Genomic DNA, 23,955 nt, shown 5'->3' with positions numbered 1-23,955 from the left:
GCCGCGAGGTGACGAGCAGCCCTCCACCGCCGCTGGGGACATCATGTCCACGAACGGGTCAAAAAGGGCACACGAAGCGCCGTTACGGGCAGAATCGGAGATGGTCGGCCCCACACGGCACGCTTGGAGGCCCCCTTGCCCGACCTGCCGAAGCACTCGGTCAGCGTGGCCGGTGTGGTCCTCGACAGCCGGGGGCGGATCCTGCTGGCCCGACGCAGGGACAACGGCCGCTGGGAACCGCCAGGAGGCGTCCTCGAGCCGGAGGAGTCCTTCGAGCACGGGGTGCGGCGCGAGATCCTGGAGGAGACGGAGGTCTCCGTCGGCGTGGACCGGCTTACCGGGGCCTACAAGCACCTCGCGCGCGGAGTGGTCACCCTGGTCTTCCGCTGTCACGCCCTCGGGGGCTCTCCCCGGGCGACCGAGGAAAGCTCCGCCGCCGACTGGTTCGAGCTCGCCGACGCGCTGGCGCTGATGACCGAGTCCCGCGCCGCGCGGGTGACCGACGCACTGCGGGACACCCCAGCGGTGCGTACCTATCCCGGGTGACCGGACGCGCGGGCAGCTACACCACTCGCGCGGGGCTCACAGTCATAGGCAAAATTGGCGCACCTCACCCGGAGGAGCCGCCTCACCGCGTCTCGGAGATCTTCGCGCTGCCCAGCACCAGGTCCCCGGCCGGATCCGGGCGGTAGAGCACCACCGACTGCCCGGGAGCCACACCGCGCATCGGCTCGCTCAACCGCACCCGGAGGCCCTCACCGGTCATCTCGGCCACGGCTTCACCCGTCTCCCCGTGAGCCCGGATCTGAGCCACGCACTCGGTCGGACCGTCCAACGCGCTCTCCGAAGGCCACACCGGCCGGGTCGCGTCGATCTCGGTGACCCCCAGCTTGTCCGCCGAGCCCACCTTCACCGTCCCGGAAACCGGCTCCAGGGACAGCACGTAACGCGGCCGCCCGTCCGGTGCGGGCTTGTCGACCCCCAGCCCCTTGCGCTGTCCCACGGTGAAACCGTGCACACCGGAGTGCTGGGTGAGCACCTCCCCGGAGTCGGCGTCGACCATGTCACCGGGCCGCTCCCCCAGCTTGGACTCCAGGAACTTCTTGGTGTCCCCGTCCGGGATGAAGCAGATGTCGTGGCTGTCCGGCTTCTGCGCCACGGCGAGGTCCCGCTGCTCGGCCTCCGCGCGCACCTCGGACTTCAACGAGTGCCCCAGCGGGAACATCGCGTGCCGCAGCTGCTGCGGGGTCAGCGAGGCCAGCACGTAGGACTGGTCCTTGCCCTCGTCCCTGCTGCGCCGCAGCTCCGGAACGCCGGACTCGTTGGACAGCCGCGCGTAGTGACCCGTGGAAACCGCGTCGAAGCCCAACGCCATGGCCTTTTCCAGCAGGGCCTCGAACTTGATCTTCTCGTTGCAGGTCATGCAGGGGTTCGGCGTGCGCCCTGCCGCGTACTCCCCGACGAAGGTCTCGATGACCTCCTCGCTGAACCTTTCCGCGAAGTCCCAGACGTAGAACGGGATGCCGAGGATGTCCGCGGCGCGCCGGGCGTCCCGCGAGTCCTCCACCGTGCAGCAGCCACGCGCTCCCTCGCGCAACGTCCCGGGCTTGGCGGACAGCGCCAGGTGGACCCCGGTCACGTCGTGGCCCGCGTCGACCGCTCGCGCTGCGGCCACCGCTGAATCCACCCCGCCGCTCATCGCCGCGAGTACTCGCACCTCACACCTCCGTAGGGGCGGTGGCCGATCCCACCGAAGTCTTGCTCAAACCGGAAAGGCCGGCGCTGCGGGCACGCCGCACGGCCGGTTCGAGCGCCTCCAGAAACGTCCGCACGTCCTCGGCCGTCGAATCGTGCCCGAGTGTCAGCCGCAGCGAACCACGCGCGACCCGCACATCCGCCCCCATCGCCAGCAGCACGTGGCTGGGCTCGGCGACGCCGGCGGTGCAGGCGGATCCCGTGGAGCACTCGATCCCCTTCGCGTCCAGCAGCATCAGGAGGCTGTCACCCTCGCATCCGGGGAACGTGAAGTGCGCGTTTCCGGGCAGGCGCCCACCCTCGACGGTACCCGGGTCTCCGTTGAGCACCGCGTCGGGCACCGCCTCGCGAACTCCCGTGATCAGCCGGTCCCGCAGGCGCGTGAGCTCGTCGGCGTGCCGGTCCCGAACGTCAACCGCCTCCCGCAACGCGCTGGCCAGAGCCAGCACGGCCGGGGTGTCGAGAGTCCCCGAGCGCACCTCGCGCTCCTGGCCACCGCCGTGCAGCAGCGGCGTGCAGGCGACCTCCCTGGACAGCACCAGCACCCCCACCCCGTAGGGGCCACCGATCTTGTGCCCGGTCATGGTCAACGCGGACACACCGCTGCTCCCGAAGTCCACCGGAAGCGTCTCCACGGCCTGGACCGCGTCCGTGTGCAGCGGAACACCGTAGCGCTCGGCGATCTCGGCGATCTCCGGGACCGGGTTGATCGTGCCGACCTCGTTGTTGGCCCACATCACGGTGGCCAGCGCCACCTCGTCCGGGGCCTCCCGCACGGCCCGCTCGAACGTCTCGGGAGCCACCCTCCCCCAGGAGTCGGCCTCCAGCCAGGTGACCTCCGCACCCTCGTGCTCGGCCAACCACTCCACCGTGTCGAGCACGGCGTGGTGCTCCACGGCGGAGGCCAGCACCCGGCGCCGCCGCTCGTCGACCGCGCGGCGGGCCCAGAAGATGCCCTTGACCGCCAGGTTGTCGCTCTCGGTGCCGCCTGCCGTGAACAGCACCTCGGACGGGCGCGCACCGAGGGCGTCCGCGATGTCCTCCCGCGACTCCTCCACGGCACGACGCGCTCGTCGGCCGGAGGTGTGCAGTGAGGAGGCGTTGCCGAGCGTGCTCAACGCATCGCTCATCACGGCGATCGCGCGGGCCCTCATGGGAGTGGTTGCCGCATGGTCCAGGTACGTCATCGCCCGTCCAGGATAGTCCTTCCGGAACGGATGACCAGGCGCGCACCCGTCAGACCGATGACGATCAACGTCGCGGTCAGCACGAGCACCCCCACCGTGGGCTCACCGGTGCTGGAGAGCAGGTTGACCAGCACGCCTCCCAGCCCTATCAGCAGTGCCTGGCCGAGCATGTCCGAGATCTGCAGCGCGGCTGAGTTGAATCCGCGTTCGGACTCCTCCGAACGGCCGAGCACCCCCACCGCTGTGCTCGTTATGGCGATTCCCATCCCCGCCCCGCCGAGCGACCAGGACAGCAGAACCACCCAGGCAGGCCCCCACGAGGGGGCGATGGCGCCCACTCCGGCCACCGCCGCCACGACCAGCAGGAAACCCCGTGCGATCATGCCCTCTCTGCTGATCCGTTCCCACCGGCTCTGCAGGAAGGCCCCCAGGGTCCACCCGAGCGAGGCCAGCGTGAGCGGAATCCCCGCCAACGCCGGTGAGTAACCGTGCACCACGGTCAGCACCAGGGGGACGAACGCCTCGGCGGTGAAGAAGACCCCCGCCAGCAGTCCACGAGCCAGCACCAGCATCGGCACACCGGGGCGCGCCCGCAGTGTTCCCGCGGGCAGCAGCACGAGAAAGCACCGCCACAGCAGCACGGCGGCCAGCGCACCGAACACCGCCGAAACCGCTCCGGGGTGCTGGGCGGCCCAGTTGATCCCGATCGTGCCAGCCCCGGCGCCCAACGCGGCGGGAACGAGTCCGCGCCGCTCCCTCGCGGCGCCTTCCCGCTCGCTTCCCGAGCGCAGCACGGTAGAGGCGAGGAAAACCGCCCCGAGCAGCACGAGCGGAGCCAGTCCGAGGAAGACCCACCTCCAGTGCAGGTATTCGGTGACCACCCCCGAGACGGCCGGGCCGAGCAGCGAGGGAACCACCCACGCGGCCGACATCACCCCGAACGCCTCGGGACGGTCCCGCTCCGGGTAGACCCTGGCGATCAGCACGTAGAGCGGGACGGCCACGCTGCCCCCGCCCATTCCCTGCAGCGCTCTGGCCACCAGCAGTACCGGCATGTTCGGAGCCGCACCGGCCAGCACCAGCCCGGCCGCGAACAGGGGCAGTGCCAGCAGCAGGGGCAGCGCGGGGCCGCGGTGGTCGGCGAGCCGCCCCGCCAGGACGGTTCCGACCGCGCTCGCGGCCATGAACAGTGTGAAGGACCAGGAATACCAGCGCTGTCCGTCCAATTCGGAGGCTATGGTCGGCAGGGCCGTGGCCACCCCCATCGCCTCGAACGCGACCAGCGTGACGACGAGCAGCAGGCCGATCGTGAAGCTACGGTACGGCGGAGTCCACAGTGAACTCTTCTTGCACTGACGCGTCGCCTTGCGGGTGGTTCTCGGGTCGGTCGAAGCGCTCACCCGGAAATCCTGCACCTTCGACCCTGCTGGAAGTCCAGCTCGTCGGCACGGACCGGTCCGGCGCGGCCGACCCCGCGGCGCGCGCGCAGCGCAGCGCCAGTTCACGACGCGCACACCGGTCAGCGCCGCCGGAAATTCCCCGCCCCGTGGTCGCGCCCCGCGTTTCCCGCGGGGCGGGTGCGTGCGCCCGTGCGGGGAACGGCGGCAACAGCTCCAACTCGACCACGAGACCGCGCGCTCCCACCACGTTCACCACGGAGCGCAGCAACGTGTCGTCCCCCACGAAGGCGGCGGCGGTCGTCGCCTCCCCGCCGATGCGGTAACGCAGCACGGCGGGACGGACCTGGGCGTTCGCGTCCAGGGCGGCCTGGAAAACAGCGGGACGGTACTCCCCGGAGACCCGCCCGCACCGCGTGGTCCCCTCCGGGAACACCCCGACGACGGAGCCCGTTCTCAGCGCCTCCGCGATCCCGCCCACCGCGGCGGGCAGTCGGCGCAGCCTGCCCCGCTCGATGAACAGGGTGCCCGAGCGGACCGCGAACGTTCCCAGCAGGGGCCAGCTCCGCAGTTCCGACTTGGCGAGCATCCTCATCGGGCATACCGCCTGCAACGCCAGGACGTCCAGCCAGGAGACGTGGTTGGCCACGACCAGCGTCCCCACCCCTCCGCCGGGAAACGACGTGTCCCCGTGCACCCGCAGCTCCGCACCGAAGCCTGCCAGCACACTCCCGAACCAGAAGCGCGCCGCACGGCGCCGGAGCCCTGTCGGCAGCAGCGGGGACACGCAGCCGAGCGGGATCCCGCAGCACAGCAGCACCGCCACGACGAGCAGGCGCCGAATCCTGCCTACCGGCCCGGCCCGGGGAAGGGATCCGCTGCGCGGGAGGCAGTGCCGCCCGCACGGGGACTCGGGGAACCAGCCCCGGGGCGGGCTCATCCCGCCGCCCCCAGGAAACGTTCGAGGTACCGGCGGTCCATCGCCTCGGTGTCCAACAGCACGAAGAAGTCGGCCACCTCGAACTCGCGGTCGTGCGCGGGTGGACCGCAGACCCGCGCTCCCAGTCGCAGGTACCCGCGCAGCAGCGGAGGGGTTCCACCCCGCTCCGGTTGCTCCCGGGAGTCAACCCGCCACGGCGTGTAGGGACGGACCCGCCGGGTCTCCGGGGCGTAGTAGCGCCGGCTGACCACGTTCCAGACCCCTGCGGCCGTACCGCCGCCGTCGCGCAGCGGCACCGAGGCGCAGCCGGCCAACCAGCGGTGACCGTGCAGCAGCATGTAGCGCGCGATGCCCGCCCACATCAGGCCGACCACCGCTCCGTTCCGGTGGCGCGGATGCACGCAGGAACGTCCCGTCTCGACCGTGTCGGGACGTATCGGATCCAGTCGCGCCAGGTCGAACTCGGCGTCGGAGTAGAGCCGTCCGGCGGCCGACGCGCGGTGCGGTGGCAGCATCCGGTAGGTACCGACCAGCTCGCCGGAGCCGTCGTCCCGGACGACCAGGTGGTCGCAGAACTCGTCGAAGTCGTCGCTCTCCCGCCCGGGGGCGTCCCCCTGGACGGTGGCCCCCATCTCCCCGGCGAACACCCGGTGGCGCAACCGCTGCGCGGCGCGGACGTCGGAGGCCTTCCCCGTCAGGTGCAGTGAATAGCGGTTGGTCCCGTCCCGGTTCGATCCGCCGGTCGAAGCCAGCACCGTCGAGCCGGATCGCCCTGTTTCTGCCATACCCGAGATGTAGCCGCGTGCGCGCTACGGCCGGTAGGCGCGCCGGGGAGCCGGGACGGGAAATCTCGGTGAATGCGCGGTGCATCGCGGACAGCGTCCGGGGCGGGCCCGAAGTGGACCCGCCCCGTTGCACCTTTCAGGAGAGTCCGCGGTTCGGATGAGTGCTCGCTCGGCTGGACCGGTCGTCGGGCAAGGCGGCACCAGCCGCTTTTATCCACGCTCGTCCACGGCACCGCCGCGCAACCACCCGAGCCAAACCGAGCTGCCGACTCCCTTGGTCAGCCCTTGCGCTTGCCGACCTCCTCGGTCAGCTGCGGGGCGACCTTGAACAGGTCACCGACGACACCGAAGTCGGCGATCTCGAAGATCGGGGCCTCGGCGTCCTTGTTGACCGCCACGATGGTCTTGGAGGTCTGCATACCGGCACGGTGCTGGATGGCGCCGGAGATCCCCAGCGCCAGGTACAGCTGCGGGGACACGGTCTTACCGGTCTGTCCCACCTGGAACTGGGCCGGGTAGTAGCCGGAGTCGACCGCGGCACGCGAGGCACCGACCGCCGCGCCGAGCGAGTCCGCCAGCTTCTCGATCACCTCGAAGCTCTCGGAGCTGCCGACACCGCGTCCGCCGGAAACCACGACGTTGGCCTCGGTCAGTTCCGGCCGGTCCCCGGACTCGGCCGGCTGCCTGCCGGTGACGGCGCCGGCCTTGGCCGCGTCGACTCCTGGCACCTCGACCGACTCGGTGGCGGCCGAGCCCTGACCGCTTTCCGGCTCCACGCTTCCCGGCAGCATCGAGATCACGGGCATACCGGAGACCGACTTCGCGTCGGCCTGGTAGGAACCACCGAACAGCGAATGGCTCGCCACCCCGTCGGAGTTCACGTCCACCGCCTCGGAGAGCAGCCCGGCACCGGTGCGCACGGCCAGCCTGCCCGCGATCTCCTTGCCGTCCACGCTGGCCGAGGTCAGCACGGCCGCGGGCGAGCCCCGCTCGACCAGGCTCGCCAGCACGTCCACCTGCGGTGTGACCAGGTAGTTGTCTATGTCGGCCGATTCGGCCGTGTAGATCTTCGCGGCTCCCGAGGAAGCCAGTTCCTCGGCCACCTTGTCGGTGGAACCGGGCCCACCGGTAACCACCGCGGCGGGTTCGCCCAACCTGCGCGCCGCGGTGAGCATCTCGTACGTGACCTTCTTGACCTCGCCACCCGCGTGGTCGACGAGGACCAACACCTCAGACATGGATTAAGCCCCTTCTCAAACGCGACCCGAACGAAGCCGGGTGGGGGTGACACAGCACCCGGAACGACTCAGACGAGGTTCTTGCCCGCCAGGAAATCGACGATCTGCGTACCGCCCTCGCCCTCGTCGGTGACCTGCTGGCCTGCTTCCTTCGGCGGCGCGGGAGCCGACGAGACCACCTGGGTCGCCGCACCGGACAGCCCGACCTCGTTCGGTTCGATACCGGCGTCGGCCAGGGTCAGCGTGGAAACGGGCTTCTTCTTGGCGGCCATGATCCCCTTGAACGAGGGGTACCTCGGCTCGTTGATCTTCTCCGTCACGGAAACCACCACGGGCAGTTCCGCCCGCACGCTGGTCACTCCCGCGTCGGTCTCGCGCTCGATGGACACGTTCGACCCGTCGACGGAGAGCGAGCGCGCGTAGGTCAGCTGCGGCCAGCCGAGCAGCTCGGCCAGCATCGCGGGGACCGCGCCGCTGCGACCGTCGGTGGACTCGTTGCCCGCGACCACCATGTCGACCGACTCCAGGGTGCCGATCACCTTGGACAGGGCCTTGGCCGTGGACACCGCATCCGTTCCGTGCAGCGCCTCGTCGGCCAGGTGCACCGCCTTGTCCGCACCCATCGACAGCGCCTTGCGGATCGCCTCGGTCGCGCGCTCGGGGCCCATGCAGACCACGGTCACCTCGCCACCGTGGGCCTCCTTGGCCAGCAACGCCTCCTCAACGGCCCGCTCGTTGATCTCATCCAGCACCGCGTCCGCGGACGCCCGATCCAGCGTGTGGTCCGAGTCGGACAGCTTGCGCTCGGACCACGTGTCGGGCACCTGCTTCACCAGGACGGCAATATTCATGGGTCCTCTCCGACCTCCTGCGGACTGTTGACGGCTTCCCGGCTGGTCCTACCGGCGCGGCACGTCCCCGGGAAGGTTGACCTTGCCACGTGGCCCGTAGAAAGCACAGTGACACCAACCACCAAGGATGTTACCGACCGGTAGCCCCAGCGTAACCAGGGTATAGGAGTGACGGTACTCACTTCACCCCCGAAGTTGGGACACCCCTGCCGAATTTCCGCCTGTCAGCGACGCAGGTCACTCTCGACGGGTGACCACACGAAAGGCTGGTCATGGCTAACCTGAAAGCATGAACCAGCGCGTCGCCATCGTCACCGATTCCACCGCATCGGTCCCCGCGCACCTCGTCGAACGACTCGGCATCTCGGTCGTGCAGCTGGAACTGACCGTCGGCGAGGAGAGCAACGACGAGCGACGCATCCCGCACGCCCAGCTCGCCGAGGCACTGCGCTCCGGTCAGGAAGTGACCACGGCAGCACCCCCGCCCCCGGCCTTCTTCTGGAACTACTCGGACGCGGTCAGCACGGGTGTCGAGGCGGTGGTCTCGGTGCACATCTCCGCCGGCCTGTCCCAGACCTGCGCCGCGGCACGCACGGCGGCCGCCGAGTTCGACACCCCCATCCACGTGGTGGACTCGAGCACCTGTTGCCTCGGACTCGGCTACGCCGTCATAGCCGCCGCGGAGACGGCCGCCGCGGGAGCCGACGTGCGAACCGTGCTGGACGTGCTGAACCACCGGCTGAGCGGAAGCAGCGAAACGGTGTACGTGGACACCCTCGAGTACCTGCGCCGCGGCGGGCGGATCGGACCGGCCCGGGCGAGCCTGGGCACGGCCCTGTCCCTGAAACCGGTGCTGGGACTGCGCGAAGGCGTCCTCACCCAGGTGGGGCAGGCGGTCGGCACCGAGCGGGCCGTGCGGAAAGCCGTCGACCACGCGGCGAGAACCGCGGGGTCCCGGCGGGTCAACATCGCGGCCGAGCACTTCATGGCCGAGCAGCGGGCCAGCGCCGCCCTCGAGGAGCTGCGGCGGCGCGTGGAACCCGCGAACGAACCCATCCTCGCGGAAAGCAGCGCGGTCATCGGAGCGCACACCGGTCCCGGTTCGATGGTGCTGTCCGTGACGCCGGCCTGATCAGCCCGTTCGGCACCGCGGCGGGTGCTTCGGGGAGCGCTTCGCGGGGAACGCACCTCGCGGCTCCCCTCCCCGCCCGCTGGGAGCGTTTCGCGCGAAACCGTACAAAATCCGGGGACGCTCGCCGCGTAGTCGCCCCCCGGGAATCAGCCCAAGCGGCGCAGCCGCCTGGCGGCACCCGAGCAAGCCACTCCACGAGGCCCCTCAGATCTTGTCCATGGCCCGGTGGATCCGCTTCTCCGAGATCGAGTGCGGCGTCCCCAGTTCCTGGGCGAAGTAGCTCACGCGGAGCTCCTCGATCATCCACCCGATGGATCGGAGCTGCTGTCCCGCCGGCTTCCCGGGGCCGAGCGAATCCAGCATTTCCTGGTAGCGCTGTTCGACCTCGCCCACGCGGTCCATCAGTTCCCGGTCGCGCCGCGGATGGTGCGCGACCTTGCGGAGCCGGTAGGAGATCGCTTGCAAGTACCGCTGAACATCGCCCAACCTCCGCAAACCGGTCTCCGTGACGAAGCCGGGGTGGACCAGATTGGTCAACTGGGTGCGGATGTCCTCGGCCGCGTCCGCGGAAAGTCCCCGGGCCCCGTCCAGTTCGGCTTCCACACGTTGCTGCTCGGCCAGGATCCGCTCCACCCGCGACACCGCGTGCGCGGCGGTCTCGTTCAACCCGGCACGCACCCGTTCCACCAGCCGGGCGAACCCTTCCTCCCCGTTCGGAGGACCGCCGAACTGCTCGATCAGAGCGTCCACCGCGCAGGCGATGCAGTCCTCGAACAGGGTCGCCTGGTCGCCGTGCGGGCTGCGGCCGAAGACCAGCTTGGACGAATTGCTCAACTGCCGCTGCAGGTACTTGACCGGCGAGGGCACCTTGAGCAGCACCAGTCGCCTGATGCCGCGCCACTGGGCCTGACGCTGTTCCTCGGCCGAGTCGAACGCGCGGATCCCCACGCTGTCGCCCTCGTCCACCAGCGCGGGATAGGCCTTGACGACCTGGCCGTTGCGCTGCTGCTCGAACGTCGCCGGAAGTTCTCCGAAGCTCCAGTCCCGCAGGCCGTGCCGCTCGATCGTCTCGGCAGCGGCCGAGATCTCGGCCCGCAGCTGGGGACGCAGCCGGTCGGCCAGTTCGGAGAGGTCCTTGCTCTCGCCGAGGACTCGTTCGCCCCCTCCGGAGGACTGTCCCTCCACCACGCGGAACGTCATCCTCAGGTGGTCGGGCACCCGCTGCGGATCCCACGCGTCGAGCGGAACCCGCACCCCGGTCATCCGGCGCAGTTCCTCCGAGAGCGCCTCCAGCAGCGGCTTCTCGTGCGGGGTCACCCGGGCCAGCGTCGCCTTGGCGTGGTCGGGAACGGGCACGAACTCGCGCCGCAGCTGTTTGGGCAGCGTCTTCAGCAGCGCGATCACCAGCTCCTCGCGCAGACCGGGGATCTGCCAGTCGAACCCGGCCGGACTGAGCTGGTTGAGCACGGAGACGGGGACGTGCACGGTCACTCCGTCGGCATCGGCCCCCGGCTCGAACTGGTAGCTCAGCGCGAGGCTGTGCCTGCCCTGCTGCCAGAAGTCCGGGTAGTCGCTGTCGGTGACCGCGGCGGAGGTCTCGTTGAACAGCAGCGATCTCGGGAAGGTCAGCAGGTCCGGTTGGTCCCCGCGGACCTTCTTCCACCAGGTGTCGAAGTGGCGTGCCGAGACCACCTCGGAGCCGATCCGCTGGTCGTAGAACTCGTGGAGCGTGTCGTCGTCGACGACGATGTCCCTGCGCCGTGCCCGTTGCTCCAGCTCCTCCACTTCGGCGAGCAACCTGCGGTTGGTGTGGAAGAACTCGTGCCGGGTGTCCCACTCGCCCTCCACGAGGGCGTGGCGGATGAACAGCTCGCGACACAGCTCGGGCTCGATGCGCCCGTAGTTGACCTTGCGGCCTGCCACCAGCGGCACGCCGTACAGCGTCACCCGCTCGTAGGCCATGACCGCGCCCTTGTCCTTCTCCCAGTGCGGTTCGCTGTAGTGACGTTTGACCAGGTGGCCCGCGAGGCGCTCGATCCAGGCGGGCTCGACGCGGGCGACGGTCCGCGCGAACAGCTTCGAGGTCTCCACCAGTTCGGCGGCCATCACCCACTGGGGCTGCTTCTTGAACAGCGCCGAGCCGGGGAAGATCGCGAACTTCGCGCCGCGCGCACCGAGGTACTCGCTCTGCCCGCGCTTACCGGAGTCGGACTTGCGTTCGGTGTCCTTGAGGCCGATGTGCGAGAGCAGACCGGCCAGCAACGACTGGTGGACGCGGTCCTCGTCCGCGGCCTGCTCGTTGACGGAGACGTCCAGCGAGTTGACCACCTGGCGCAGCTGGCCGTAGAGGTCCTGCCACTCCCGGATGCGGAGGTAGTTCAGGTACTCGCTCCGGCACGTCTTGCGGAACTGGTTCGAGGAGAGCTCGTCCCGCTGCTCCCGCAGGTACTGCCACAGGTTCAGGTAACCCAGGAAATCGGAGTGCTTGGCGGTGAACCGCGCGTGCTGCTGGTCGGCGGCCTGCTGGTGCTCGGCCGGGCGCTCCCGGGGGTCCTGGATGGACAGAGCAGCCGCGATGACCATCGTCTCGTGCACGCAACCGTTGTTCTCGGCCTCGACGATCATCCGCGCCAGCCGCGGATCGATGGGGAGCTGGGCGAGCTTGCCACCGATCCTCGTCAGCCGTTGATCGCCCTGCTTGCTGGGCCGGTCCAGGGCACCGAGCTCGTGCAGCAGGTTGACACCGTCGGTGATCTGGCGCTTGTCCGGCGGCTGCACGAAGGGGAACGAGGCGACGTCGCCGAGCCCCAACGAGGTCATCCGCAGGATCACCGAGGCCAGGTTCGTGCGCAGGATCTCCGGGTCGGTGAACTCCTGGCGCGCCAGGAAGTCCTGCTCGGAGTACAGCCGGATGCAGATTCCCTCGGACTCGCGGCCACACCGCCCCTTGCGCTGGTTGGCCGAGGCCTGCGAGACGGGTTCGATGGGGAGCCGCTGCACCCTGGTGCGATAGCTGTACCGCGAGATGCGGGCCGTGCCCGGGTCGACGACGTACTTGATCCCCGGCACGGTCAACGAGGTCTCGGCCACGTTCGTGGCCAGCACCACGCGCCGGTGGGAGTGCCTCTGGAACACGCGCTGCTGCTCGGCCGAGGACAGTCGCGCGTAGAGCGGAAGCACCTCGGTGCGCGGGGGCTTGCGCTGTTCCAGGGCCTCGGCGGTGTCCCTGATCTCCCGTTCGCCGCTGAGGAAGACGAGGACGTCGCCGGGGCCCTCCGCGCACAGCTCGTCCACCGCGTCCCCGATGGCCGTGGTCTGGTCGCGCTCGACGTCCTCCAGTTCGTCGGAGTCGTCCACCAGGGGCCGGTAGCGCACCTCCACCGGGTAGGTGCGCCCCGACACCTCGACGATCGGGGCTCCGCCGAAGTGCTCGGAGAACCGTTCGGGATCGATGGTGGCCGAGGTGATGATCACCTTCAGGTCGGGGCGCTTGGGCAGGATCCGCTTGAGGTAGCCGAGGATGAAGTCGATGTTGAGGCTGCGCTCGTGCGCCTCGTCGATGATCAGCGTGTCGTAGCGCCGCAGCAGCGCGTCGCGCTGGATCTCGGCGAGCAGGATGCCGTCGGTCATCTGCTTGACCAACGTGTCCTCGTTCGCCCGTTCGGTGAAGCGGACCTGGTACCCGACCGGAGCGCCGACCTCGGTGTCCAGCTCGGCGGCGAGTCGTTCCGCCACGGTCCTGGCCGCGAGCCTGCGCGGCTGGGTGTGGCCGATGGACCCGAGCACCCCGCGCCCGAGCTCCAGGCACATCTTCGGAAGCTGCGTGGTCTTGCCCGAGCCGGTCTCGCCCGCGACGACGACCACCTGGTTGTCCCTGATGGCTGCCAGCAGGTCCTCGCGCCGCTGCGTGACGGGGAGTTCCGGTGGGTAGTTGAGCTCGGGAACCCGCTCACGGCGCCGCGTGACGCGTTCCCGTGCCGTCGCGAGGTCCGCGGAGATCTCCTCGACCACCGAGCGCAGCGCCTGTTCCTCCCGGATCTTGCGGGCTCCGTCGATACGACGACGCAGCCGACGCTGATCCTGTGTCATCAGCTCGGACAGGCTCTCACGCAGTTCGGACAGCGAGGGCGAAACGGGTGCAGTGGCCATAGCCTCCCCAGGATAGAGATCCCGTCTCCTGTCGTGCCGCCGCATTTCGGCGGACTCACATCACGTGCTCGACCGATCCGCGGGGCGGGACGGCGGTCCCGGCAGCCGAACACCTGTCGGCGCGAAAGACCCGCGGGACGAGCCAACCGTTCCCCGGAACGTCACGACGTCGGCTGGGATTCCAGCCCGGACGCGCCTCCGCGGCGGGGCCCCGGCCCGAAGTGGCTCCCCGGGAGCATCCGGCTCGGGTCCCCGCACCGCGGTGCGGACGCGCTCAGGTCAGCTCCGCTTCGCAGAGCACGGCTGTGGGAGTGTCACCTACGCGGGTGAGCACCACGGTGGCCGCCGCGTCACCGGAGAGCTTCATCCTCCGGCGCAGCGCGTCCGGATCCACGTCCAAGCCGCGCACCAGGATCTCCAGCCGTCCGACCCCGTGGCGCCGCAGCAGCGCGCGCAAGGACTTCTCACTGTATTTGCCCTGTTCGAGCACGCGGAACGCACGCACCCCCGGAGGAGGGGTGTCCCCGGTGAGATAGGCGATCCGGTGGTCGAGCTGCCCCAGGCCGTGGCGCGCGGCGTACTGGCGGACCAGCCCGGCGCGGATGACCGCACCGTCGGGCTCGACCAACCACCTCCCCGTGTCACGCACCGGGCAGTCGTCGGGCTCGGCATCGGTGATCCGCAGGGCGACACCACCGTCGCCGCGCAGCACGGTCGCGGTCCGGTGCGCTCCCGGCTCGGCCGGATCGCCCAGCCAGACCGAGGCCTCCCGCACCTGACCGCCCAACGAGATCAACTCGACCTCGGCGTCCCCCGGAACCAGGTCGAAGTCCAGGCCGGGGGCGCACTTGACCACCAGATCCCGCCCGTGGTGGGCGGCGAGCAGTTCACGGAGCGGGGGTTCCAGGTCGTCCGGCTTCCACCTCCTGCGCCCGGTGCCGTCCCGCCTGCCCGGATCGGCGAGCACAGTGGTTCCCGTGGTGACCGGCCGCAACGCGTCGGCCCGCACCAGCCCCGCCCGCACCCCACGGGCGGCCAGGTTGCCCCGCGCCATCGCCAACCGGACCTCGTCGAGGTCGGAGCCGACGCAGCGCCGGGCGACCGGGGCGATCTCCGCGAGATCGGCCCCGATCGAGCAGGTGACGTCGTGCACGTCCCTCCCGGCCAGCCGAGCGGCGCGGAGCCGGGCCACCGGAGTCGCCGTGGCCTGCTGCAACGCCGGATCCGTGAACAACCACTCGTCCGCCCCGCTCAGCTTGGCCGCGGCACGTCGGCGCAGCGCCACGGTCTCCAGCACGGCGGGGGCGAACCGCCTGCCCGCGACCTCACGTGCGGTGGCCGTGTCGGCCAACCGGGAGGAGGACGTCAGGGGCAGCCCGGCGACCTCGGTCAGCGCCCGCTCCCCCTCGGGGGATCGCAGGAAGGCGACGTCGTCGACGTCAAAGGTGTAAGCCACGCCCGACCAGCCGGATCATTCGCCGGTGAACTCGGCCTTGCCCGGGCCGTTCTCGATGAACGAGCGCATGCCGATCTTCTGGTCCTCGGTCGCGAACAGCGAGGTGAACAGATGGGTCTCGATCCGCAGTCCGGTGTTCAGGTCCGTCTCGAGTCCCTCGTCGATCGCCCGCTTGGCGGCGGCCAGGGCGTGCGCGGGCCCGTTGACGAACTGCTCCGCCCACCGGCGCGCGGTGGCGTACACCTCTTCCGCGGGCACGACCTCGTCCACCATCCCCGAGGAGAGCGCCTCGTCGGAATCCACGAAGCGGCCGCTGAAGACCACGTCCTTGGCCTTGCTCGGGCCGACCAGCCGCGCCAGCCGCTGCGTGCCGCCCGCACCGGGGATGACACCGAGCAGGATCTCCGGCTGACCGACCTTCAGCCCCTCGGCGGCGACACGCCGATCACAGGTGAGGGCCAGCTCGAAGCCACCGCCGAGCGCGTAACCGGTGAGAGCCGCCACCGTGGGTTTCGGGATCCCGGCCACCGCGCTCAACGCGTCCGAGAGGCCACGGCGCTCCTTCTCCGCCATCTCGGGCGCGGACTTCTCGGACATCTCCTTGATGTCCGCCCCTGCCGCGAAGACCTTCTCACCGCCGTAGACGATCACGGCCCGAACGTCGGAGCGCTCGGCCGCCTCCTCGGCGACGGCACGGATCTCCTGCTCGACCTGACTGTTGAGCGCGTTCATCTTGGGACGATCCAACCTGATCGTCCCGATGCCGCCGTCGACCTCCAGCCTGACGAACTCACCCACGGCGCAACCTCCTCGTCGAATCGTGAACGGTGCCGCAGACTACCGCGCGCGGACGGCACCGGAATCTGTGTCGTTGCTCTCCACCGTCACCGGACGACGACGGCCGGACCAAGCGGGATCATCGCCTGCGCTGCGCGAAGTAGCGGTCGCCGTTGCGCCGCAGCTCGAGATCCTGATCGAAGGTCTTGGACAGGTTGTCCTCGGTGAGCACGTCGTCGAGCATCCCCTCGGCAACCACACCTCCCTCGCGCAGCAGCAAAGCGTGCGTGAAGCCGGGAGGTATCTCCTCGACGTGATGGGTCACCAGGGTCATCGCGGGAGCGTCGGGGTCGAGGGCGAGCTTCGACAACCTGGCCACCAGGTCCTCGCGCCCACCGAGATCCAGCCCTGCCGCGGGCTCGTCCAGCAGCAGCATCTCGGGATCGGTCATCAGCGCCCGCGCCAGCAGTACCCGCTTGCGCTCCCCCTCGGACAGCGTCCCGAACGCGCGTCCCGACAGCTCGGCCACTCCCATGTCCTCGAGCAGCTCGTCGGCCCGTTCGGTGTCCATGCTTTCGTATTCCTCGCGCCACCGGCCGACAACGGCGTAACCGGCGCTGACGACGGCGTCCCGCACGAGCTCGTCCTCCGGCATCCTGGCGGCCGTGGCCGCCGAGCAGAAACCGATGCGCGGACGCAGCTCGAAAACGTTGGTGCTGCCCAGCCGCTCACCGAGCACGTCGACCGTGCCGGTCGTCGGGTACAGCTCGGCTCCGGCGAGTTTGAGCACGGTGGTCTTCCCCGCGCCGTTCGGCCCGAGCACCACCCAGCGCTCGTCGAGCTCCACCGACCAGTTCACGTCGGTCACGAGCGTGCTCTCCGCCCGCCGGACACTGACGCCATCCATTCGGATGACCAGGTCGTCCACGTCTACCTCCCAGCCGCGACCGGCCGTAGTTCGCGTGCCGGTCGGCACGCGGTCGTATCCGCGTGGATCGTGGGATCACTCCGATCCACTTCCTTCATTCTCCCGGTACCCCGGAACGGACGTGCGCCCGGGACCACGCCGCCGCGGCCACCATAGGACGATTCCACGACCGCACCACACCACCCGCCTCACGCGGGTAGCATCCACTTCCCGTGCGTGCGTTGTGGAAACCGCTCCGTGAACCGTGGTGCGCGACGGCGCTGGCCGGTCCGGTGGTGCTGACCGTGCTCGAGGTCGTCCTGGACAACGGGTTCGGCGGGGTCGCGCTCGCGGCCGCGGGAGCGCTGCTCGGGGCGATCGTGCTGCCCGCCGGGGTCCGGGCGGGGCTGCTGCTCGGGTCCTTCCTGTTCGGCCTGCGGGTGCACAACATCGTGATCGGGGCGATGCGGCGGGTGGCGACCTTCCGGCTGGGCGGGGTGCTCGTGACCGTGCGCGCCCTCCCCGTAGTGCTCAGCGCCGACATCGGCCCCCGCAGGGAGCCGGTCGTGACGCGTTCCGTCCTCGCGGCGGTGACCTCGGCGCTGGCCGGGCTCCTCGTCGTCGGCGCCTGCCTGCTCGCCGCGGACTCCTCCTTCGGGCGCGGCCTCTTCCTGGCCACAACGGCCTCGATGATCCACGCGCTGGTACCGCGCAGGGCACCGCTGGGCACCTCCACCGGGTGGTTGCTCTTCGGTCTCCCGCGCATGAGCGAACCGCGCCGCCTGGAGTTCCGCGCCGGGGCCCGCGCCGCCGAGGCGCACGCGCTGCTGCAGGACGGCAGGATCGACGCGGCGGAGGCCGTTGTGGACGAACTCGCCGAGATCGCTCCGAACGCGCGGACCACCGCCTCCTGCCGGGCGACCGTGCACGAGGCCCGTGGCGAGTTCGACGAGGCCACGATGCTGTTGCTGCACACGCTGTCCACGCACTCCCCGGAAGCGCGGGAGATGTCCTACCTGCTGGCCGGACTCGCCGGACTGGCGCTCGCGGCCGCGGAGGCGGGGCAGCTGCCTTCCGAGGATCTCATCCCCACGGCCGAGCAGGCGCTGCACGACTCGGTCAAGCTCGGCTTCCCCGGCTTCGAGCTGAGCGGGACCTTCGGACTGCTCGCGCTGGCCAACGGCGAGACCGACCGTGCCACGCACCTCGCCGAGCTCGGCGCGCGGCACGCCACTTCCGGGACCACCCGGGCGGACAACCTGGCCACACTGGCCCGCGCGCACATGGCGCGGGGCGACAACGCGAGTGCCCGCGCCGCGCTCGCCGAAGCGGAAGGTCTCGCGGCGTGGTGGCCGCGCGTGCGCTCCACCCGAGAGCGACTGACGATCCGCTGAGTGACTTTCGGCGGCTCGGTTGCCGTAGGTGGTTGCGTGGCGGAACCTCTCGCGGGCTCTCGCTGCGAGTGCCCCGACATCGGGTGCGACCGTGGCTACTCGATGGGCGCGCTCCCGCAGCCGGGCGCCGACCGAGGTTCCGCCACCCGCACCGCCACGCAAACCGAGCCGCCGAACCCTAAAACCGCCGAGCCACTACCCAGCGAGGACGACCTTGCCGAGTTCGGCCGGGCTGGACAGCAGCCGGTGCTGCGGCAGCACACGAACGGTGTAGCCGGCGGGGCCGGTGTGCGGCAGGGTCACCGTGGCCTGGTACCCGCCGTCGGCGACGCAACTCATCGACGTGGTGACGAAGTCGCGCAACTCGTCCGAATCGTCCACTCTGCCGACGACGACCTCCACCTTCACGTCGGAGTCGTCCAGCCCGGCCAGCTCGACCAGGGCGCGCACGGTGACCTTGCCCCCCAGCAGCGGGGTCGAACCGTCCTCGACGGACATGTACGTGTCGGTTATCCGCACCTCGCTCCACGCCTGTTCGAGCCGCTCCCTGTAGGCCGCTATCTCCTTGGCGCCCCGATAGCGGTCCGCCGAGGCGGCCTGCACGGAACGGATCGCGGGCGAGTAGAAGTTGTCGACGTACTCGCGGACCATCCTGGAGGACTGCACCCGCGGCCCCAGGGTCGCCAGGGTGTGCCGCACCATCGACATCCACCGCCCGGGAACCCCTTCGCTGTTCCGCTCGTAGAACATCGGCGCCACGTGCTCGCCGATCAGTTCGTAGAGCGCGCCCGCTTCGAGGTCGTCCCTGCGTTCCGGATCGCTCACCCCGTTCGCGTTGGGGATCGCCCACCCGTTGTGGCCGTCGTACATCTCGTCCCACCAGCCGTCCCGGACCGACAGGTTCAGCCCGCCGTTCAGCGCGGACTTCATGCCCGAGGTCCCGCAGGCCTCCAACGGGCGCACCGGGTTGTTCAACCAGACGTCGCAACCGGCGTAGAGGTAGCGGGCCAGCGACATGTCGTAGTCGGGCAGGAAGACGATGCGGTGGCGCACCTCGGGGTCGTCGGCGAAACGCGCGATGTGCTGGATCATCGCCTTGCCGCCCTCGTCGGCGGGGTGCGACTTGCCCGCCACCACCACCTGCACCGGGTGGTCCGGGTCGAGCAGCAGGGCCCGCAACCGCTCGGGGTCGCGCAGCATCAGCGTCAGGCGCTTGTAGGTCGGCACCCTCCGCGCGAAACCGATCGTGAGCACGTCCGGGTCGAATACCGAGTCGCACCAGCCCAGCTCCAGGTCCGAGGCCCCGCGCTGCAGCCAGGCGTACCGCAGCCTGCGACGCACCTCCTCGACGAGCCGCTGCCGCAACGAGCTGCGCAGCTCCCACAGCAACGAGTCACTGACGGGTTCGATGCCGCGCAGCCCCGCTCCCTGGTCCATCTCGGACTCGCCGAGCAGTTTGCCGAGCTCCCGCGCCGACCAGGTGGGGCCGTGCACTCCGTTGGTGACCGAGGAGACGGGGATCTCCGCGGTGTCGAAGCCGGGCCACAGCCCGCTGAACATCTTGCGGCTGACGTCGCCGTGCAGCTCGGAAACACCGTTGGCCCGCTGCGCCAGCCGCAACCCCATGTTGGCCATGTTGAAGGTGCCCGGCTTGTTCTCCACGCCGAGCTCCAGGATCTCGTCGGTCGGAACTCCCGGCAGCAGGGACTGCGCGGAGCCGTCGCCGAAGTAGTGCCGAACCAGGTGCGTGGGGAACCGGTCCAGACCGGCGGGAACCGGGGTGTGGGTGGTGAAAACGGTCCCCGCCCGCACGGCCGCCACGGCCTCGTCGAACTGCAGTCCGGGGCCGGCCAGCAGCTCGCGGATGCGTTCCAGCCCCAGGAAACCCGCGTGCCCCTCGTTCATGTGGAACACCTCGGGGGAGGCCATCCCGGTCAGCTCGCAGTAGGCCCGGACGGCCCGCACCCCACCGATGCCGGCGAGGATCTCCTGCCGGATCCGGTGGCTCGAGTCACCTCCGTAGAGCCGGTCGGTCACCCCGCGCAGGTCCTCGTCGTTGTCCTCGAGGTCGCTGTCCATCAGCAACAGCGGAACCCGGCCGACCTGGGCCTTCCAGATCCTCGCCCGCAGGGTCCTCCCCTCGGGCATCGCGACGTGGACCAGCACCGGGTCCCCCGAAGGACGGGTCACCAGCTCCAGCGGCAGTCCACGCGGATCGAGCACCGGGTACTGCTCCACCTGCCAGCCCTCACCGGACAGCGACTGGCGGAAGTAGCCCGAGCGGTAGAACAGCCCCACGCCCACGAGCGGGACCCCGAGGTCGGAAGCCGACTTGAGGTGATCCCCGGCCAGCACCCCCAGGCCGCCCGAGTAGTTGGGCAGCGCCTCGGTCAACCCGAACTCCATGGAGAAGTAGGCGATCGAGGAGGGCAGCGGGGTTCCCTCGTCCCGGCGCTGCTGGTACCAGCGCGGAACCGTGAGGTAACGGCGCAGATCGTCGTCGACGGCCCTGGTCCGCGCCAGGAAGTCCTCGTCCGCGGCGAGGCGGTCCAAGCGCTCCGCGGGCACCTCGGCCAGCAGGCGCAGCGGATCCCCTCCGACCTCCGACCACACGTCCGGTGCTACGGAGGCGAACAGGTCCTGCGTCGGCGGGTGCCAGCTCCAGCGCAGGTTTATGGCCAAGCGGCCGAGCGCTTGCAACGAATCGGGCAGGTGCGCGCTGACGGTGAAGCGGCGGACGGCTCTCACGACGGGTGAGGGTATCTCGCCCCGAACGAGTTCCGCACAGCCCACGAGGACGACGACGTGCGAACCTGGTGCGGTGGACTCGCCGCGGAGGATCTCGGCCCTGGCACTGGGACTGCTGCTGCTCGTGACCGCTGCGGGATGTTCGACCGTCCGGGGGCACCCCGTGGTGGGGGATTCGGTGGTGCGGCACGGTGTGGATCCGTCCTTCGTCTTCGGCACGGACTCCTCCCCGGTCGACGAACTGGCCGCCACGGTCGTGACCGACGCGCAGGACTACTGGAGGCGGACGCTGCCGCGCGCTTTCGGGCAGCCCTGGCACGATCTCGACGGTGGTTTCTTCTCCGTGGACACCACCGACACCGCGTCCGAGCCGCCTCCCTGCACCGCCCAGGTGAGCGAACTCGCGGGGAACGCGTACTACTGCGCCACCGTGGACGCGATCGCCTGGGACCGGGCCGCGCTCCTGCCGGTGCTGCGTACGAACTACGGCCAGTCGGCCGTGGTCGTCGTGCTCGCGCACGAGATGGGCCACGCGGTGGCACACCGCCTCCGCTCCGGTGAAACACCCGCGCGGAAGAGGCGCCCGGTGATCGTCGAGGCCACGGCGGACTGCTTCGCGGGCGCCTACGTCCACCGAGTGGTCACTGGCGACTCAGCACGACTCGGGATGAGCACCGCGGAACTCGACGACGCGCTGCACGCGCTGACCAACTTCGCCGACCCGGTCGGGCAGGGGGTCACCGACGAGCACGGAACGGCCTACGACAGGGCGAGCGCCTTCCAGGACGGTTACACCGGCGGTCCCACCGCGTGCGCCGGAATGACCGCGGCCGATCGACGGCTCAGCGGCGACTGGACCGGAGACGGGCGGCGCGCGGGCGATCGCGAGTTCCCGGAACTGCTGAACGAACGGATCCCGGCCATCAGGGACTACTTCCGCGAACTGGCCGTCCACGGCGGGTGGGCGTGGACACCACCCGCCGTGCGCGCCGCGCGGGACTCGAACACCTCCGGGTGCGCCGCCGAGGCGGCGGTGTACGAGTGCCGCGGTGACGTCGTCGTCGACCGCGCCGCCCTGGACCGGCTCACCTACGAGCTCGGTGACCAGGCTGCCGAGATCCCCCTGGTGGCCGCTCTCGCCACGGACGCGCTCCGGCGGTCCGGAGAGGACTCCGACGCCCGGGGGCTAGAGCGAGCCGCCACCTGCCTCAGCGGGGCGCACACCGCGGAACGGGTGCGCGGGCCCGGCAACGGCTCGGCCGCCGATCTCGACGAGGCGGTTCGTTCCGTGCTCGCGGGGAATTCCCTGTTCGCGGGAGAGACCATCAGCGGCTTCGAAGCACTGCGCGCTTTCCGGACGGGGGTGCGCGACGGCGTGCGAGCGTGTTCGAGCTGAAACGCGCTCGCGGTACTGCGCGCCCGGTCGAGTCGGCCGCCCGCACGTGACGCGGCGCACCGGCGGCGTCGCGGGACGCATCGGACGAGCGCCCGGTCCGGATCCACAACGGATCGAACGGGTCGCGTTCGTTAGGCTTCGCCGGGACCCGCACGGCAACGGTGTGCCCCGGCGCTCGGTGCCCGGCCGGCCGTGCGGACCGCTTCCGGAAGGATCCGAGTGCTCCCCTCCGAACGACGGGGCGGGTGAGTACGACCGCACGATTTCGAGGACGGGGCGCGTCAGTGGCACGAAGCTCGACAACACGACTGCTGATCGCCGCGTCGTCCGCGGCGCTGGCGCTCTGTCTCGGAGTGACCGGCTGCTCCAGGACGATCAACGGAACCCCCACCACGAGCGGAAGCACCTCCGCGGACACCGTGGCCGGGCTACCGGCCAGCGACGGTCCCAGCGGTCTCAAACCCGGGGCCCAGGACGCAGGGCTTCCCGTGGAGGGCGGAACGGACGGGAAGGTGGACACGCTGGCCACCAACGCGGTCGCCGACGTCCAACGGTACTGGCGGAGCGCCTACCCGGAGACCTTCGGAGGAGGCGACTTCCGACCGATCGAGCGACTGGTCTCCTACGACTCCGGCGGCGGGGGCAGGCGTGTCTGCGGGCAGGACACCTCCGGGCTCGTGAACGCCTTCTACTGCCCCGCCGAGGACACGATCGCCTGGGACAGGGGCGAGCTGCTCCCCGGCCTGCGGAACACGTTCGGCGCGATGGCCCCGGTCACCGTGCTGGCCCACGAGACCGGCCACGCCGTGCAGTACCGGGCCGGTCTCGTCGACGAGCGGACCCCGACGCTGGTTTCCGAGCAGCAGGCGGACTGCTTCACCGGAGCGTTCTTCCGGCACGTCGCGGAGGGCTCCGCGGAACACGTCCGCGTCTCCACCGGAAGCGGGCTGAACAAGGTCCTGGGGGTGCTCGGCTACATCAGGGACGAGCCCGGCAGAACCGGCTTCTCCGATGCGCGGGCCCACGGGAGCGCTTTCGACCGCGTCTCGGCGTTCCAGTACGGCTTCAGCGACGGTCCGAAGCGCTGCACCGAGATGACCGAGGAGTCCGTGACCGAGCGGACCACCCAGTTCCGGTTCTGGAAGGAAGCCCAGGAAACAGACCTCCCGATCGACGGGGAGAGCGTCGAGCAGGTCGAGCGAAGCCTGCGTGAGGTCTTCGTCGACACGGGTGTGGCGCCTCCGGAGATCACCACCGAACAGCGGCCCTGCCCGGGCACGGAAACCACGGAACCGGCCTCCTACTGCGCGGAGACCAACACGATCTCGCTGAACCTGTCCGAACTGCGCACCGCCGCGACCCCTCCCGGCAACGGTGACCGGGAGTCGGGTTACGGGGACTTCGCCGCCTACGCGCAGCTCGCCTCGCGGTACGCGCTGGCCGTGCAGGAGGCAGCCGGGCTGACGCTCACCGGCGACACCGCCGGGCTGCGCACCGCCTGCCTGGTCGGCGCGTGGAGCGGGCTGATCGTGGAGGACCCGATCGGCAGGCGGAACCCGGTGGGCGAACTGCGGATCGCACCGGGTGACCTCGACGAGGGAATCGCCTCCCTGCTCAGCGACAACGGACTCATAGCCGCGGACGCGGAGGGCGAGCAGGTACCGGCGGGATTCGCGCGGGTGGAGGCGTTCCGCGTTGGTTTCCGGCAGGGGACGGCCCCCTGCGCCTCCGAATACGACGACTGATGACGTATCGGCTCGGTTCGCGTGGGTGGTCGCTCGGCGGAACCTCGGGCGGCGCCCGGCCGCGCCGGACCCCGGCACCGGGTAGCCACCTGCACGAC

The 23,955-nt window shown here is 70.4% G+C and carries 17 protein-coding genes; 5 read left to right on the top strand and 12 right to left on the bottom strand.

Translation table 11 applies throughout. The features are described from left to right. Positions 1–135: 135 nt before the first annotated feature. A complete protein-coding gene (locus FHR84_RS14370) occupies positions 136–546 on the top strand; it encodes an NUDIX hydrolase (protein WP_179536032.1) in 411 nt (136 codons plus the stop codon). A gap of 82 nt (positions 547–628) precedes the next feature. On the opposite strand, the gene mnmA is transcribed toward FHR84_RS14370, so the two are convergent. From mnmA to FHR84_RS14335, 7 genes are all read right to left on the bottom strand, one after another. Further along, positions 629–1,717, bottom strand: a complete 1,089-nt coding sequence (gene mnmA / locus FHR84_RS14365) for a tRNA 2-thiouridine(34) synthase MnmA (RefSeq protein WP_179536031.1) — start codon at positions 1,715–1,717, stop codon at positions 629–631. Position 1,718: 1 nt separating this feature from the next. After that, complete coding sequence (locus FHR84_RS14360; RefSeq protein ID WP_179536030.1) at positions 1,719–2,942, bottom strand: cysteine desulfurase family protein; 1,224 nt, start codon at positions 2,940–2,942, stop codon at positions 1,719–1,721. Next, positions 2,939–4,342 carry an MFS transporter gene (locus tag FHR84_RS14355; RefSeq protein ID WP_343075282.1) on the bottom strand — a complete coding sequence of 468 codons (1,404 nt, stop codon included), beginning with the start codon at positions 4,340–4,342 and terminating at the stop codon, positions 2,939–2,941. The genes FHR84_RS14360 and FHR84_RS14355 overlap by 4 nt, the downstream gene beginning before the upstream one ends. Further along, positions 4,257–5,279: a lysophospholipid acyltransferase family protein gene (locus tag FHR84_RS14350; RefSeq protein ID WP_179536028.1), complete on the bottom strand. Its 1,023-nt coding sequence runs from the start codon at positions 5,277–5,279 to the stop codon at positions 4,257–4,259. The genes FHR84_RS14355 and FHR84_RS14350 overlap by 86 nt, the downstream gene beginning before the upstream one ends. Then, positions 5,276–6,064 (bottom strand): GNAT family N-acetyltransferase, encoded by a 789-nt coding sequence (locus FHR84_RS14345; protein ID WP_179536027.1) that lies wholly within the window; start codon positions 6,062–6,064, stop codon positions 5,276–5,278. Before FHR84_RS14345 ends, FHR84_RS14350 begins: the two co-directional genes overlap by 4 nt. Positions 6,065–6,342: 278 nt before the next feature. Beyond that, positions 6,343–7,302 (bottom strand): electron transfer flavoprotein subunit alpha/FixB family protein, encoded by a 960-nt coding sequence (locus FHR84_RS14340; protein ID WP_179536026.1) that lies wholly within the window; start codon positions 7,300–7,302, stop codon positions 6,343–6,345. A 68-nt stretch (positions 7,303–7,370) separates the two neighbouring features. Next, positions 7,371–8,153 (bottom strand): electron transfer flavoprotein subunit beta/FixA family protein, encoded by a 783-nt coding sequence (locus tag FHR84_RS14335; RefSeq protein WP_179536025.1) that lies wholly within the window; start codon positions 8,151–8,153, stop codon positions 7,371–7,373. 289 nt (positions 8,154–8,442) lie between these two features. Between FHR84_RS14335 and FHR84_RS14330 the strand changes: the two genes are divergently transcribed. After that, positions 8,443–9,285 carry a DegV family protein gene (locus FHR84_RS14330; RefSeq protein ID WP_179536024.1) on the top strand — a complete coding sequence of 281 codons (843 nt, stop codon included), beginning with the start codon at positions 8,443–8,445 and terminating at the stop codon, positions 9,283–9,285. Positions 9,286–9,489: 204 nt separating this feature from the next. Here FHR84_RS14330 and hrpA read toward each other — a convergent pair whose 3' ends face one another. The 4 genes from hrpA to FHR84_RS14310 form a co-directional block, all read right to left on the bottom strand. Continuing rightward, positions 9,490–13,434 (bottom strand): ATP-dependent RNA helicase HrpA, encoded by a 3,945-nt coding sequence (hrpA, locus tag FHR84_RS14325; protein ID WP_179536023.1) that lies wholly within the window; start codon positions 13,432–13,434, stop codon positions 9,490–9,492. A 274-nt stretch (positions 13,435–13,708) separates the two neighbouring features. Beyond that, the gene (locus FHR84_RS14320) at positions 13,709–14,890 is read right to left on the bottom strand and encodes a THUMP-like domain-containing protein (protein ID WP_179536022.1); all 1,182 of its coding nucleotides are present in this window, start codon (positions 14,888–14,890) and stop codon (positions 13,709–13,711) included. A gap of 15 nt (positions 14,891–14,905) precedes the next feature. Next, complete coding sequence (locus FHR84_RS14315; protein ID WP_179536021.1) at positions 14,906–15,688, bottom strand: enoyl-CoA hydratase-related protein; 783 nt, start codon at positions 15,686–15,688, stop codon at positions 14,906–14,908. 118 nt (positions 15,689–15,806) lie between these two features. Further along, positions 15,807–16,574 carry an ABC transporter ATP-binding protein gene (locus tag FHR84_RS14310; protein ID WP_179536248.1) on the bottom strand — a complete coding sequence of 256 codons (768 nt, stop codon included), beginning with the start codon at positions 16,572–16,574 and terminating at the stop codon, positions 15,807–15,809. A 233-nt stretch (positions 16,575–16,807) separates the two neighbouring features. Between FHR84_RS14310 and FHR84_RS14305 the strand changes: the two genes are divergently transcribed. Beyond that, positions 16,808–17,968, top strand: coding sequence for a hypothetical protein (locus FHR84_RS14305; protein ID WP_343075281.1), 1,161 nt, complete (start codon positions 16,808–16,810; stop codon positions 17,966–17,968). 195 nt (positions 17,969–18,163) lie between these two features. Here the strand turns inward: FHR84_RS14305 and glgP are convergent, their stop codons facing one another. Further along, complete coding sequence (gene glgP / locus FHR84_RS14300; RefSeq protein ID WP_179536020.1) at positions 18,164–20,716, bottom strand: alpha-glucan family phosphorylase; 2,553 nt, start codon at positions 20,714–20,716, stop codon at positions 18,164–18,166. Between the two features lie 73 nt (positions 20,717–20,789). On the opposite strand from glgP, the gene FHR84_RS14295 reads away from it, so the two are divergent. Next, on the top strand, positions 20,790–22,112 hold the full coding sequence (locus FHR84_RS14295) for a neutral zinc metallopeptidase (protein ID WP_179536019.1): 1,323 nt from the start codon (positions 20,790–20,792) through the stop codon (positions 22,110–22,112). 284 nt (positions 22,113–22,396) lie between these two features. Next, positions 22,397–23,857 carry a neutral zinc metallopeptidase gene (locus FHR84_RS14290; protein WP_179536018.1) on the top strand — a complete coding sequence of 487 codons (1,461 nt, stop codon included), beginning with the start codon at positions 22,397–22,399 and terminating at the stop codon, positions 23,855–23,857. The last annotated feature ends 98 nt before the right edge of the window (positions 23,858–23,955 follow it).

The organism is Actinopolyspora biskrensis (assembly GCF_013408175.1).
Taxonomy (GTDB): Bacteria; Actinomycetota; Actinomycetes; order Mycobacteriales; family Pseudonocardiaceae; genus Actinopolyspora; species Actinopolyspora biskrensis.
This window is presented reverse-complemented; position numbering and strand designations above follow the sequence as displayed.